This window comes from Streptomyces sp. TSRI0281, from assembly GCF_001905125.1.
Classification (GTDB): Bacteria; Actinomycetota; Actinomycetes; order Streptomycetales; family Streptomycetaceae; genus Streptomyces.
In genome coordinates, this window is record NZ_LWLE01000038.1 from 1 (window position 1) to 14,062 (window position 14,062).

Below are 14,062 nucleotides of genomic sequence, written 5' to 3' on the forward strand. Positions count from 1 at the left end.
GCTGACTGGTACTAATAGGCCGAGGGCTTGTCCTCAGTTGCTCGCGTCCACTGTGTTGTTCCCGGGTTGCGAACAGTCGCACCGGTTGAACAGCTTCACTACTTAATTGAAAAGTGTGCTTGTTCGCTAGAACCCGATAGTGTTTCGGTGGTCATTGCGTTAGGGAAACGCCCGGTTACATTCCGAACCCGGAAGCTAAGCCTTTCAGCGCCGATGGTACTGCAGGGGGGACCCTGTGGGAGAGTAGGACGCCGCCGAACAATTTTTCAAGGACCCTTGGTCCCAGCGTTCACGCTGGGACCAAGGGTCCTTTTTTGCTTTTCTTCGAAGCGCGTCGGATCGTCGGCTGCGCGAGAATGTCTGTGGTACCCGATGACAGGAGTCACACCCATGTCCACCAACTCTCCCGACGATCGTCCGGAGCGCGAGCCGCGTCGCCGGGACGGCGGCGACAGGGGCGGCTTCCGCGGTGGTCGTGACGACCGGTCCGGTTCCGGTGCGCCTCGACGTGACAACGACCGTGGCGGTTTCCGCCGTGACGACAGCCGGCCTTCGGGCGGCGGCGGCACCGGTGGCGGCTTCCGTCGCGATGACAACCGTGGCGGTGCCTCGGGCGGTGGTTTCCGTCGTGACGACAATCGCGGTGGCGGTGGCTCCGGTGGTGGTTTCCGCCGTGATGACAACCGTGGCGGTGGCTCCGGTGGTGGTTTCCGCCGTGATGACAACCGTGGCGGTGGCTCCGGTGGTGGTTTCCGTCGTGACGACAACCGTGGCGGTGCGTCGGGCGGTGGTTTCCGTCGTGACGACAGCCGTGGGCCGCGTCGTGATGACGACCGTGGTGGGCGTCCCAGCGGTGGGCAGCAGCGCGACGACCGTGGTGGGCGTCCCAGTGGTGGTTTTGAGCGTCGTGATGATCGGCCGCGTGGGCCGCGTCGCGATGACGACCGCCCCTCCGGTGGCGGCTTCCGTCGTGACGACAGCCGGCCTTCGGGCGGCGGTGGCTCCGGTGGTGGTTTCCGTCGCGATGACAACCGTGGCGGTGCGTCGGGCGGTGGTTTCCGTCGTGACGACAGCCGTGGGCCGCGTCGCGATGACGACCGTGGTGGGCGTCCCAGCGGTGGGCAGCAGCGCGACGACCGTGGTGGGCGTCCCAGTGGTGGTTTTGAGCGTCGTGATGATCGGCCGCGTGGGCCGCGTCGCGATGACGACCGCCCCTCCGGCGGTGGCTTCCGTCGCGACGACAACCGTGGCGGTGGCTCCGGTGGTGGCTTCCGTCGCGATGACAACCGTGGCGGTGCGACGGGCGGTGGTTTCCGTCGTGACGACAGCCGTGGGCCGCGTCGTGATGACGACCGTGGTGGGCGTCCCAGTGGTGGTTTTGAGCGTCGTGATGATCGGCCGCGTGGGCCGCGTCGCGATGACGACCGCCCCTCCGGCGGTGGCTTCCGTCGCGACGACAACCGTGGCGGTGGCTCCGGTGGTGGCTTCCGTCGTGACGACAACCGTGGTGGCGGTGCCTCGGGCGGTGGTTTCCGTCGTGACGACAGCCGTGGGCCGCGTCGTGATGACGACCGTGGTGGGCGTCCCAGCGGTGGGCAGCAGCGCGACGACCGTGGTGGGCGTCCCAGTGGTGGTTTTGAGCGTCGTGATGATCGGCCGCGTGGGCCGCGTCGCGATGACGACCGCCCCTCCGGCGGTGGTTTCCGCCGTGACGACAACCGTGGCGGTGGCTCCGGTGGTGGCTTCCGTCGTGACGACAACCGTGGCGGTGGCTCCGGCGGTGCCTCGGGCGGCGGTTTCCGTCGTGACGACCGGGACCGTGATCGTGGGCCGCGTCGTGATGACGACCGTGGTGGGTACCGCGGTGGGCAGCAGCGCGACGACCGCGGTGGCTTCGAGCGTCGTGACGACCGGGACCGTGACCGGGATCGCGATCCGATCAAGCGGCTTCCGATTCCCGATGACGTCACCGGCGACGAGATCGACAAGGATGTGCGGCAGGAGCTGATGAGCCTGCCGAAGACCCTTGCCGAGGATGTCGCGCGCAACCTCGTCATGGTGGCCCGGCTGATCGATGAGGACCCCGAGCAGGCGTACGCGTACGCGCGTATCGCGCTGCGGCTGGCCTCGCGGGTCGCGGCTGTGCGTGAGGCGGCCGGCTTCGCGGCCTACGCGACGCAGAAGTACGCCGAGGCGCTGGCGGAGTTCCGGGCGTCGCGGCGGATGACCGGGTCCGTGGACCTGTGGCCCGTCATGGCCGACTGCGAGCGTGGACTGGGGCGGCCGGAGCGGGCCATGGCCATGGCCGGTGAGCCCGAGGTGCAGAAGCTGGACAAGGCCGGGCAGGTCGAGATGCGTCTGGTCGCGGCAGGTGCGCGCCGGGACATGGGGCAGATCGAAGCCGCCATCGTCACGCTGCAGAGCCCCGAACTCGCCTCCAGCTCCGTTCAGTCCTGGACGCCGCGTCTGCGCTATGCGTACGCGGACGCCCTGCTGGAAGCGGGTCGCGAGGACGAAGCGCGCGAGTGGTTCGCGAAGGCGCTGGAGGCCGACAAGGACGGTTCGACCGACGCGTCGGACCGGCTCGCCGCGCTCGACGGCGTGGAGTTCGTGGACGCCCTCGGAGAGGACGACGCCCCCACGGATGCGGACCGGGTCGCAAACGTCGAGGACGACGTCGAGGTTGTCGAGACCTCGGACGATGATGACGACGACGACGACGACGATGACGATGACGACGACGATGACGATGACGACGAGGCGGACGGTCCCGCCAAGGCGTAAGCAGTGACGAAAAGGGCGGCACTCCTTCCGGAGTGCCGCCCTTTTCCGTTTCCGGGATTTCCGGGGTTCCTCAGTTCACGCCGAGGCTGCGCAGAACCAGGCCCGTGGCCGGCTTGGGGCCGAAGGATGTCGATTTGCGGGGCATGGTGACGCCCTGCCTGGCCAGGTCCCGGACGACCTCCTCGCGTACCGGATACATCAGTACCGCCGTGGCGCCGAGCCGCTCGGCCTGTTCGACGGCTGCCGCGGTGTCGTGGATGTACGAGATGTGCTCGGGGGCGTCGGGGATGCGCCAGACGTGGTCCAGCAGTGTGGAGTGCAGGACCGTCGCGTCCAGGGTGCGCCAGGCCGGTGGGCGGTCCGTCGGGACCGTACGGGCGAGGAGGGCCGGGTCCGGGCGGTCGATCAGGTGGAAGCCGCCGTCGCCCGCGAGGAGGAACGCGTTGCCTTCGGCCGCCGCCCCGGCCAGGGCGTCGAGGGCGTGAGGGAGCGGCCCGTCGACCTCGCTGACGCGGAAGAGGCCGGTGAGGGCGGCGATCGCTTCGGAGACCGGGAGCCCGCGCAGCAGCCGGTGGATGGCGCGGACCTGGAGCGGGTAGCGGGCCGTGTCGACGAGGAGGACCAGGCCGAAGTCCCACGGGCCGGGCGCGGCCTGTTCCCGCTGGAGCCGGAGGTAGGTGGCCCAGCGGTGGTGGCCGTCGGCGATCAGGGCCTGCTGCCCGGAGAGGTCCACCTCGATCTCGGCCCGCTCGGCGGGGTCGGTGACGGCCCAGAGGCGATGGTTGAAGCCGTCCTCCGTCGTGGTGGCCAGCAAGGGCGGACGGTCCGTCATGCGCTCGATGACAGCGGTCGTTCCGGTCCGGGTGCCGTCGCCGCGGTAGGTGAGCAGCAGCGGTTCCAGATGGGCCTGCATCGTCCGCATCAGGTCGGCGCGGTCCTCGACGACGTGGTCCATGACGTCTTCGTGCGGGAGGACGATGCCGTCGGCCGCGGGGGAGAGTGCCAGGGCGCCGATCACTCCGCGTTGCAGGATCTCGCTGTTGCGCTGCTCGTAGACGTAGAGCGCCGGTGCGGGGTCCGGGGCGAGTACGCCCTCGGTCAGCCAGCGGCCGAGGGTCTCGGCCGCCTGCCGGTGGCGGGCCTCGGCGGTGTCCGCCTGCGGCAGGATCAGCCGGACGATGTTGTGCGGGTCCGCGGATTCCAGGTGGTGAAGTCCGTCCGGCCTGACGACGACGTCGTACGGGGGCGAGGTCACCGCGGCGAGGCTGCCGACCTGCTCGGGGACGTAACGCAGTCCGCGGAACGGGATCAGCCGCAGCCCCTGCTCGACGGGACCTGATGTGTTCATTTCTGCATCGTATGTGTGCTCCGGGGATGCGCGATGATCGGGGGAGAGGCATGGAACGAGGAGCGAGGACATATGAGTGATCAGCAGTACGCGTCCCGGCCGCGCGGGAGCAGCACGGCGCTGAGCGAGGCGTACGACACGGCCCTGCTCGACCTGGACGGGGTGGTGTACGCGGGCGGGGTGGCGATCGTTCACGCCGTCGAGTCACTGGGCACCGCGCGGGACGGCGGTATGCATCTCGCGTACGTGACCAACAACGCGCTGCGGACACCGGACGCCGTGGCGGAGCACCTGACCGAGCTGGGGGTTCCTGCCGAGCCCGCTGATGTGATCACCTCGGCGCAGGCGGTGGCCCGGCTGATGTCCGATCAGTTGCCGTCCGGGGCACGGGTGTTGGTGATCGGCGGCGAAGGGCTGCGGGTCGCGTTGCGGGAACGCGGTCTGGTGCCGGTGGAGTCGGCGGACGACGGGCCGGCGGCGGTGGCCCAGGGGTACGGCGGGCCGGACATGGCCTGGGGACGTTTCGCCGAGGCGAGCTATGCGATCGCTCGGGGGGTGCCGTGGTTCGCGTCCAATACCGATCTGACGATTCCGAGTGCCCGCGGTATCGCGCCGGGCAATGGTGCGGCGGTGGAGGTGGTTCGGATCGCCACCGGTGCCGAGCCCCAGGTCGCCGGCAAACCGTTGCCGCCGATGCACCGGGAGACGGTGCTGCGGACCGGGGCCGAGCGGCCGCTGGTGGTCGGCGACCGGTTGGACACGGACATCGAGGGGGCGTTCAACGGGGGCGTGGACTCGCTGCTGGTCCTGACCGGGGTGACCGACGCGGCGCAGCTGCTGGCCGCCGAGCCCCGGCACCGGCCGACCTATGTGGACCGGGATCTGCGGGGGCTGCTGACCGGGCAGCCCGAGGTGACCGTGGCCGGTGACGCGTTCAGGTGCGGTGACTGGACGGCCCTCGTGCGCGGGGAGGCCCTGGTGCTGGAGGGCGACGGGGACGCACTCGACGGGCTGCGGGCTCTGTGCGGGGCCGCGTGGACACAGGCCGGAGAGGGTTCGTGCGGGCTGGATGCGGCGAAGGTGATCGCCAGGCTCGGGCTGTAGGGCTGTAGGGCGGCAGAAACGCTGACGCGGCCCGTGGTGGCGTGGCGGCGATGGGAGCCGAGGACAGCGGACCTCGTACGGAGGTGGCCTCGTGAGGAGGGGCGGGCTTCGTACGGAGGTGGCCTCGTGCGGGGCGGACCCTGTAGCGGGGGCGGACCGCGTACGGGGCCCGAGCGGCTCGGAGGACCTCCGTCACCGGACCGGCGGCTTCAGGTGGAGGGTAGGCTAACCTAACTTCGCGGTGGCCGTGGTCGGTGGGCTGCGCTCTCCCGGGTTCCGGTCCGCCCCTCTGTGCGGGCTCGCGCTCGCCACGTACCGCGCAGACCCACCCATCAACTCGGGGAGCAGGACCATGCAGCGCCTCACCGCGGACTCGGTGACCCTTGGTTACGACCAGCGGATCATCACCGAGAACCTCTCGGTAGCGATTCCCGACAACTCCTTCACGGTGATCGTCGGGCCCAACGCCTGTGGCAAGTCGACCCTGTTGCGCGCGCTCGCCCGGATGCTGAAGCCGAGAGCGGGGCAGGTGCTCCTGGACGGACAGGCCATCCACCGGATGCCCGCGAAGAAGGTCGCCAGGACGCTGGGGCTGCTTCCCCAGACGTCCATAGCCCCGGACGGCATCACCGTCGCGGACCTCGTCGCCCGTGGCCGCTACCCGCATCAGGGGCTGCTGCGGCAGTGGACGCCGGAGGACGAACGCGTCGTCGTCGAGTCGATGGCGTCGACCGGTGTGGGCGAGCTCTCCGATCGCTATGTCGATGAATTGTCCGGTGGTCAGCGTCAGCGGGTCTGGATCGCGATGGCGCTCGCGCAGCAGACCCCGCTGCTGCTGCTCGACGAGCCGACGACGTACCTCGACATCCAGCACCAGATCGATGTGCTCGACCTCTGTGCGGAGCTGCACGAGGACCGGGGGCGCACGCTGGTGGCCGTGCTGCACGATCTGAACCACGCCGCGCGGTACGCCACGCATCTCATCGCGATGCGGGACGGCGAGATCATCGCCGAGGGGGCGCCGTCGGACATCGTCACGGCCGAACTGGTCGAGCGGGTGTTCGGGATGCGGTGCCAGGTGATCGACGATCCGGAGACGGGCACGCCGTTGGTGGTGCCGGCCTCACGCAGGGCACGGCGCGCGGCAGCCGGAGCCGGTGCGGCAGCCGGTGCGGCCGGGGAGGGTGCCACGGCCGATACCGGTGCGAAGGCTGCGGCGGGGGCGGTCTGAGGGACTCGGCGCAGCCGCCGCTCATGGCCCTGTGTCCGGTGTCAGACACCGTACGGGCTTGATTCCGCGGCCCCGGGCCCGTGTGCCCCGGACCGTTTCGTCACAGCAGTGATCTGAGCTTCAGCAGGTCGCGGAAGCCCGCTTCCAGGCGGACGCGGCCCGAGCCCCATGCCTTGGCGAAGTTCAGGTGTCCGTCCACCATCGCCACCAGGTCGTCGCCGGTCATCGCGAGCCTGATCTCGGCCTTCTCCCCGGGCGGGCCCTCGACCGTGTCGAGCACCCGGATCCGGCCATCGGCCAGCCGGCCGGTGAACGTCACGTCGAGGTCCTTGATGTGGCAGCTCAGCGAGCGGTCCAGGGCAGCAGCGCCGCGCACGTCGCCGTCGGCTCCTGCGATGTTGTCGGAAAGTCTGTCGAGTGCGCTGCGGCACTCCGCCATGGTCGCCATCGCGATCGACGGTACACCGGCCCGTCGCGGTAGCGTTTCGGCATGAGCGACTGGATGCCGGGGCCGGAGACGGCGCCCGCGAGTACGCCCGGGGAAACGGCCCAGGCGAGTATGCCCGGGGAAACGGCCCAGGCCGACGTGGCCGCCGCCGCGCCCTCCTTCGAGCCCGCGGATCCCGCGCCCCTCGGCGTCGGACGCACCCCTACCGGGAGCGCCGATATCGATGCCCAGCTGGAGCGTCTGGCCGACGCGGACCACCTCCCGGCGGACGGACACACCGACGTGTACGAGGATGTACACCGTGGGCTGCGTGATGCGCTGACCTCGCTGGACACCCGTCCGGCACCCGCACCCGGGCCCGCGCCCATGCCCTCGTACAACAACAGGAGCTGAACCGAACGTGGCAGGAGTGGCACGTCGCCGCCTCGACGCCGAGCTGGTACGCCGCAAGCTCGCCCGCTCTCGTGAGCACGCGAGCCAGCTGATCGCCGCGGGGCGGGTGACCGTCGGCGGGAACACCGCGACCAAACCCGCCACCCAGGTCGAGACCAGTGCCGCGGTCGTCGTCACCAAGGACGACAGCGACCCCGAGTACGTCTCGCGCGGCGGGCACAAGCTCGCTGGCGCCCTCGCCGCCTTCGTCCCCCTCGGGCTGAGCGTCGAGGGGCGGCGGGCGCTGGACGCCGGGGCGTCGACCGGCGGCTTCACCGACGTACTGCTGCGGGCCGGTGCCGCCCATGTCGTCGCCGTCGACGTCGGCTACGGGCAGTTGGCCTGGTCGCTCCAGTCCGATGAACGCGTCATCGTCAAGGACCGCACCAACGTACGGGAGTTGACGCTGGAGGCGATCGACGGACAGGCGGTGGACCTGGTGGTCGGCGACCTGTCGTTCATCCCGCTGGGGCTCGTGCTGCCCGCCCTCGCGTGCTGCGCGGCGCCCGACGCGGACCTGGTCCTCATGGTCAAGCCGCAGTTCGAGGTGGGCAAGGAGCGGCTCGGCAGCGGCGGGGTGGTGCGCAGCCCGGAGCTGAGGGCCGAAGCGGTACGGGAAGTCGCGCGCCGGGCCTGGGGGCTGGGCCTGGGAGTCCGGGGCGTGACGGCCAGCCCCTTGCCCGGACCGTCGGGGAATGTCGAGTACTTTCTGTGGCTGCGGGCCGGTGCACCTGAGCTGGATCCCGCGGATGTCGACCGTGCAGTGGCGGAGGGGCCTCGTTGACGACGAATGCGGCACGAACAGTCTTTCTTTTGGCGCACACCGGCCGGCCGGCCGCGATCCGGAGCGCGGAACTCGTCGTGCAGGGGCTGCTGCGCAGCGGCCTCGGTGTGCGGGTCCTGGCGACCGAGGCGGCCGATCTGCCGCTGCCGCCGTCCGTGGAGACGGTCACGGACACCACACCGGCGGCCGTGGACGGCTGCGAGCTGCTGATCGTCCTCGGCGGGGACGGCACGCTGCTGCGCGGCGCGGAGTTCTCCCGGGCCTCCGGCGTCCCGATGCTGGGGGTCAACCTCGGCCGGGTCGGCTTCCTCGCCGAGGCCGAGCGGGACGACCTGGACAAGGTGGTCGACCGGGTCGTCACCCGCGCGTACCAGGTCGAGGAACGGATGACGCTCGATGTGCTCGTGCACAGCAACGGTGCCATCGTGCACACCGACTGGGCGCTCAACGAGGCGGCCGTGCAGAAGGTGTCGCCCGAACGGATGCTGGAGGTCGTGCTGGAGATCGACGGCCGGCCGGTGACCGGGTTCGGCTGCGACGGGATCGTCTGTGCGACCCCGACCGGTTCGACGGCGTACGCCTTCTCGGCGGGCGGGCCCGTCGTCTGGCCCGAGGTCGAGGCGCTCCTGATGGTGCCGATCAGCGCTCACGCGCTCTTCGCCAAGCCTCTGGTGACCTCGCCGAACTCGGTCCTCGCCGTCGAGGTCCAGCCGCACACCCCGCACGGGGTGCTCTGGTGCGACGGCCGCAGGACCGTCGAGCTTCCGGCGGGCGCACGGGTCGAGGTGCGGCGTGGCGCGGTGCCCGTACGGCTGGCCAGGCTGCACCAGGCCTCGTTCACGGACCGGCTGGTGGCGAAGTTCGCGCTGCCGGTCTCGGGCTGGCGGGGCGCGCCCAACTGATGCTCCGGCGGTCCGTCGCGGGGGGTCCTCCGGTGCCCGGGAGAGTGAATTGACGACCGGGGGCCGTCACACACCGGCTCGCGGACCTCGTAAGGTCATGTCCGTGTTGGAGGAGATGCGGATACGGTCGCTCGGAGTCATCGACGACGCGGTGGTGGAGCTGTCACCCGGCTTCACCGCGGTGACGGGCGAGACCGGAGCGGGCAAGACCATGGTCGTCACCAGTCTCGGGCTGCTGCTCGGCGGGCGCGCCGACCCTGCCCTGGTGCGGATCGGTGCCAAGGCGGCGGTCGTCGAGGGGCGAATCACCGTCTCCGAGGGCGACGCGGCCGCGCTGCGCGCCGAGGAGGCCGGTGCGGAACTCGACGACGGCGCGTTGCTGATCAGCCGTACCGTTTCGGCGGAGGGGCGCTCCCGGGCGCACCTCGGAGGCAGATCCGTGCCTGTGGGGGTGCTGGCAGAGCTGGCCGACGAACTTGTCGCCGTGCACGGTCAGACCGACCAGCAGGGACTGCTCAAGCCCGCACGGCAGCGGCAGGCCCTGGACCGGTACGCGGGCGGCGGCGTCGATGTCCCGCACGCCAAGTACGCGGCGGCCTACCGGCGGCTGCGGGCCGTCGTCACGGAGCTCGACGAGCTGACCACCCGTGCCCGGGAACGGGCCCAGGAAGCGGATCTGCTGCGTTTCGGCCTCGACGAGGTCGCCGGGGTCGAGCCGCTGGCCGGGGAGGACACCGAACTGGCGGCCGAGGCCGACCGGCTCGGTCACGCCGAGGCCCTAGCCTCCGCCGCGGCGCTCGCGCACACCGCGCTCGTGGGCGATCCCGAGGACCCGGAGGGCATCGACGCCACGACCGTGGTCGCGGCCGCCGGCCGGTCCCTGGACGCGGTGCGGGCCCACGACCCGGTCCTGGCCGCGCTGGCGGACCGGATCGGCGAGATCTCCATTTTGCTCGCCGACGTGGGCGGGGAGCTGTCCGGGTACGCGGATCAGCTGGACGCCGATCCGCTGCGGCTGGCCGCGGTCGAGGAGCGGCGGGCCGCCCTCACGGCGCTGACCCGTAAGTACGGCGCGGACATCGGCGCCGTGCTGGCCTGGGCCGAGGAGGGCGCGGGCCGGCTCACCGAGCTGGAGGGCGACGACGACCGGATCGGCGAGCTGACGGCGGAGCGGGACGCGTTGCGCGCCGAACTGTCCGGACTCGGCCAGGCGTTGACCGACGCCCGTACGGAGGCGGCGGCGCGCTTCGCCGAGGCGGTGACCGCCGAGCTGGCCTCCCTCGCGATGCCGCACGCCCGGGTCTCGTTCGCCGTCCGGCAGACCGAGGCGCCGGACGAGGCCTCCGGCATCGACATCGGAGGGCGGAGCGTCCTCTACGGCCCGTCCGGTGCCGACGAGGTCGAGCTGCTGCTGGCCCCGCACCCCGGGGCCCCGCCCCGGCCGATCGCCAAGGGTGCCTCGGGCGGTGAGCTGTCCCGGGTGATGCTCGCCGTCGAGGTGGTCTTCGCGGGCTCCGCCCCCGTACCGACGTACCTCTTCGACGAGGTCGACGCGGGCGTCGGCGGCAAGGCGGCGGTCGAGGTCGGCCGCCGTCTGGCGAAGCTCGCCAAGTCGGCCCAGGTGGTGGTGGTGACGCACCTGCCGCAGGTGGCGGCCTTCGCGGACCGGCAGCTGCTGGTCGAGAAGACGGTGGACGGCTCGGTGACCAGGAGCGGTGTCACGGTCCTGGAGGGCGAGGACCGGGTGCGGGAGCTGTCCCGGATGCTGGCCGGCCAGGAGGACTCCGAGACGGCACGGGCGCACGCCGAGGAACTGCTGGCCACGGCACGGGCGGACGGCTGACGGACGGGGGGCGGCGGTACGGGGCGGCCCCGGACCGGCCTCGACCGGGCCCTCGTACCGGCCCCGGACCGGCCTCGACCCGGCCCTCGTACCCGCCCCGGACCGGCCTCGCCCCGGCCCCCCGACGGCTCGACCCGCCCCACACCCCTGGGACGGTCCGGAGGCGCTTGTCGGCTCGTCCCCTGCACCCATGGGCGCCGGGCGCGCTCTCTTCGCGCTCCGGGCGTGCGCTCAGGGGGATGGTCCGTACCAGGGGCGGCAACTTCACGCCAGGCACTTCACTCGTACGAGTGGTGCGGTGCGTCCGGTTGTCGACGAGGGTGCCGCAGCAACGTTCCTGCGGTCCCGGAACGTGCGTACGGACTGGCATCCTTGGCGAGTACCCACCGCCGACTCGGGAGCCCCGGGAGCCATTCAACGTGTCACATCTGCGTACGGTCCAAGTCCTGGGCGGCGGCAGTGCGGGCAGCAGCGCGCACGTCGGTTCGCTGGCCGCGGGACTGATCGCCAGGGGAGTGCAGGTCACCGTCTGTGCCCCGGCCGCAGTGGACCGCGTCTACGACTTCCCGGCGACGGGGGCCCACTTCGCCCCCGTGCCCCGGCGCAGCGACCCGGCCGCCGTCGCCGCGCTGCGCGCCGCCTGCGCGGGCGCGGACGTCGTGCACGCCCATGGGCTGCACGCGGCCGTGCGTACCGCTCTCGCCCTCAGCGGCCGTACGGTTCCGCTGGTCATGACCTGGCACACCCGCGTCCATGCCGAAGGTGCCCGTCGGCGGATGCTGCAACTGCTGGAGCGAAGGGCCGCGCGGGCGGTGGACGTTGTACTCGCCCCGTCGTCGGACCTGGTGGACCGGGCGCGCGGCCGAGGGGCGCGCGATGCCCGCCTCGCACCGGTCGCCGTTCCGGTCGCCCGGTTCTCCGACACCGTCCACGGCGCCAAGGTGCGGGCCGAACTGGGAGCGGTGGGGCGCCCGTTGCTGATGGCAGCCGGTAGTCTCGTACCGCATCACGGATTCGACAGCCTGCTGGACGCCGCTCGGGTATGGCGTGAACTCGACCCGGCGCCCCTGCTGATCATCGCGGGCGAGGGGCGGGACCGGGCGGCGCTGCAACGGCGCGTCAGCGAAGAGGAGTTGCCGGTCTCTCTCCTCGGGTGCCGCAGCGATATCGGTGAACTGCTGGCCGCCGCCGACGTGGCGGTCGTGCCCAGCCGCTGGGAGGCCCGGTCACTGCTGACGCAGGAGTCGCTGCGGCTGGGGGTGCCGCTGGTCGCCACCGCGGTCGGCGGGGTGCCCGAACTCGTGGGTGACGCCGCGGAACTGGTCCCGTACGGGAACGCCGAGGCGCTGGCCCGTACCGTCGTGCGGCTGCTCGGCGATCCGCGGCGACGCGAGCGGCTCGCCGAGGCGGGGCGGATCCGGGCGGCCGACTGGCCCACCGAGGACGACACGATCGCCCAAGTGCTCAGCGTGTACGACGAGTTGGCGCAGCCTCTGGCGGCGCCCCGAGTGCGTTGAGCGCACGGGGCGCCGAAACTCCGGCCCCGTGCGGCGGCGACGTCATCCGGCGTGGCGGCGGGCCCGCAGCGCCAGGCTGAGGGCCAGTACCGTCTGCGGGTCGTCCAGGTCGGTGCCGAGCAGTTCACCGATGCGGGCCAGCCGGTTGTAGAGCGTCTGCCGGTTCAGATGCAGCTCGCGCGCCGTCTCCGCCTTGCGGCCCGCATGGGCGAGGTACTCCTCCAGGGTGGGCAGCAGCGCGGGGCGCGAGGTGCGGTCGTGATCGCGCAGCGGGCCGATCGCCCGGTCCACGAAGGCCGCCAGGTCCGGATGGTCCCGCAGCCGCCACAGCAGCAGGTCGATGTCCAGCCGCCGGGCGTCGTACCACGGCCGGTCGCTCAGCCCCTGCGCCGCCGCGGCCGTCTCCGCCGCGTGCCGCAGCCCCGCCCCGGCCGCCGCCCAGCCGCCCGCGACGCCGACCACCACGACCGGCGGATGGGCCCCCGCCCGCTCCAGCCCGGCCCGCTCCACGCCCGCCCGCAGCGCCGCCGCCACCCGGTCCGCGACCGCGGTGCGTTCGCTCTCCGAGCGCAGGCCCAGCAGCAGCGGCACCCGGCCCTCCACGGGTCGCACCCCCAGCAGAACCGGCACGCCGACGGAGGACAGCTCCTCCAGCACGGCGCGGGCCAGCAGCGCCCAGTTGCCCGAGAGGGACAGCTCGGGGGCCAGCCGCATCACGACCGGGAGCAGCGGGGTGTCGCCGGGCTTGAAACCGAGCACCCTGGCCTGCGCGGGCGCGTCCTCCGGGGCGATCCGGCCCTCCGCGAGGTCGGTGAGGAAGTCGCCCCGGCCGCGGGCCGCCAGCTCCTCCTCCTGCCGCGCCTGCATCAGGACGACCGCGAGGATGCCCGCCGCCCGCTCCGCCGCCATACGGTGCACGGTCACCAGCGGACCGGACACGGCGAGCAGCACCAGCCTGGCCCGTACCGAACCGGTACCCGGGCCACCGCCCGGAACATCCACCAGCACCGCGCCGGTCGGCGGTGTCTCGCGGGCCGCCCGGCCGCCGCGCATGCCGTCCCAGACCTGGAGCGGGTCGGCGCCCACCGGGCCGGTGCCGGTGCCGGCCGCGTACAGGAGCTGGCCGTCGGGTGTTTCGAGGAAGACCGGGTTGGCGGTGAAGTCCGCCAGGATGCCGAGGACCTGCGGTACGCCACCCCCGCCGAGCAGGGCGTGCGTGCAGCGCCGGTGCACCTCCTCGGCCTGCTGGAGCAGCGCGTAGTGCCCGTTGACGATCTCGGTGTGGACCTCTTCGGTGACCGCGACGAACGGCACCTCGCGGTGCAGCTGGACCAGGGGCAGCCCGGCCGCCCGCGCGGCGTCCACGATGGACGCGGGCAGCCTGCTGAAGCGCGGGCCCAGCTCGACCACGAGGGCGGCGATGCCGCGGTCGGCGAGTCTGCGGACGAACGCGCGCTGCTCGGCGGGGCGGGTGCCCAGGCCCAGACCGGTGGTGAGGAGCAGCTCGCCGCCCTTGAGCAGGGAGGCGATGTTCGGCACCTCGCCCGCGTGCACCCAGCGCACCGTACGGTTCAGCCGCTCGGCGCCGGCCACCACCTCCGGGAGCCCGCCGCGCAGGCCGGGCAGTTCCAGCGCGCGTCGGACGGTGATTCCGCCTTGGCTCTCCACA

The 14,062-nt window shown here is 72.2% G+C and carries 11 protein-coding genes, 1 rRNA gene and 1 pseudogene; 10 read left to right on the forward strand and 3 right to left on the reverse strand.

Translation table 11 applies throughout. The features are described from left to right. Positions 1–143: 143 nt before the first annotated feature. The 3 genes and pseudogenes from rrf to A6A29_RS46095 all read left to right on the forward strand — a co-directional run bounded on the left by rrf (position 144) and on the right by A6A29_RS46095 (position 2,784). Positions 144–260 (forward strand): 5S ribosomal RNA (rrf, locus tag A6A29_RS40915). Positions 261–372: 112 nt separating this feature from the next. Further along, positions 373–1,914, forward strand: a pseudogene (locus A6A29_RS46090) (hypothetical protein); the annotation flags it as partial. A gap of 93 nt (positions 1,915–2,007) precedes the next feature. Next, complete coding sequence (locus tag A6A29_RS46095; RefSeq protein ID WP_198953579.1) at positions 2,008–2,784, forward strand: tetratricopeptide repeat protein; 777 nt, start codon at positions 2,008–2,010, stop codon at positions 2,782–2,784. Positions 2,785–2,854: 70 nt separating this feature from the next. Here the strand turns inward: A6A29_RS46095 and A6A29_RS40925 are convergent, their stop codons facing one another. After that, complete coding sequence (locus A6A29_RS40925; RefSeq protein WP_073728920.1) at positions 2,855–4,132, reverse strand: DUF1015 family protein; 1,278 nt, start codon at positions 4,130–4,132, stop codon at positions 2,855–2,857. Positions 4,133–4,204: 72 nt separating this feature from the next. Here A6A29_RS40925 and A6A29_RS40930 point away from each other — a divergent pair, with 72 nt between their 5' ends. Beyond that, the gene (locus A6A29_RS40930) at positions 4,205–5,236 is read left to right on the forward strand and encodes an HAD hydrolase-like protein (protein ID WP_073728922.1); all 1,032 of its coding nucleotides are present in this window, start codon (positions 4,205–4,207) and stop codon (positions 5,234–5,236) included. Between the two features lie 352 nt (positions 5,237–5,588). Then, positions 5,589–6,467: an ABC transporter ATP-binding protein gene (locus tag A6A29_RS40935; protein WP_073728924.1), complete on the forward strand. Its 879-nt coding sequence runs from the start codon at positions 5,589–5,591 to the stop codon at positions 6,465–6,467. Between the two features lie 100 nt (positions 6,468–6,567). On the opposite strand, the gene A6A29_RS40940 is transcribed toward A6A29_RS40935, so the two are convergent. Next, a complete protein-coding gene (locus A6A29_RS40940) occupies positions 6,568–6,915 on the reverse strand; it encodes an SCP2 sterol-binding domain-containing protein (protein WP_073728926.1) in 348 nt (115 codons plus the stop codon). Between the two features lie 42 nt (positions 6,916–6,957). Between A6A29_RS40940 and A6A29_RS40945 the strand changes: the two genes are divergently transcribed. The 5 genes from A6A29_RS40945 (at position 6,958) to A6A29_RS40965 (ending at position 12,393) form a co-directional block, all read left to right on the forward strand. Next, the gene (locus A6A29_RS40945; protein ID WP_385728832.1) at positions 6,958–7,308 is read left to right on the forward strand and encodes a hypothetical protein; all 351 of its coding nucleotides are present in this window, start codon (positions 6,958–6,960) and stop codon (positions 7,306–7,308) included. A 7-nt stretch (positions 7,309–7,315) separates the two neighbouring features. Next, complete coding sequence (locus A6A29_RS40950) at positions 7,316–8,131, forward strand: TlyA family RNA methyltransferase (protein ID WP_073728930.1); 816 nt, start codon at positions 7,316–7,318, stop codon at positions 8,129–8,131. Beyond that, positions 8,128–9,033 (forward strand): NAD kinase, encoded by a 906-nt coding sequence (locus A6A29_RS40955; protein WP_073728932.1) that lies wholly within the window; start codon positions 8,128–8,130, stop codon positions 9,031–9,033. The genes A6A29_RS40950 and A6A29_RS40955 overlap by 4 nt, the downstream gene beginning before the upstream one ends. Before the next feature lie 97 nt (positions 9,034–9,130). After that, a complete protein-coding gene (gene recN / locus A6A29_RS40960; RefSeq protein WP_073728934.1) occupies positions 9,131–10,876 on the forward strand; it encodes a DNA repair protein RecN in 1,746 nt (581 codons plus the stop codon). A gap of 419 nt (positions 10,877–11,295) precedes the next feature. Beyond that, complete coding sequence (locus A6A29_RS40965; RefSeq protein WP_073728937.1) at positions 11,296–12,393, forward strand: glycosyltransferase family 4 protein; 1,098 nt, start codon at positions 11,296–11,298, stop codon at positions 12,391–12,393. Positions 12,394–12,435: 42 nt separating this feature from the next. Here A6A29_RS40965 and A6A29_RS40970 read toward each other — a convergent pair whose 3' ends face one another. Next, complete coding sequence (locus A6A29_RS40970; RefSeq protein WP_073728939.1) at positions 12,436–14,061, reverse strand: PucR family transcriptional regulator; 1,626 nt, start codon at positions 14,059–14,061, stop codon at positions 12,436–12,438. Between the last annotated feature and the right edge of the window lies 1 nt (position 14,062).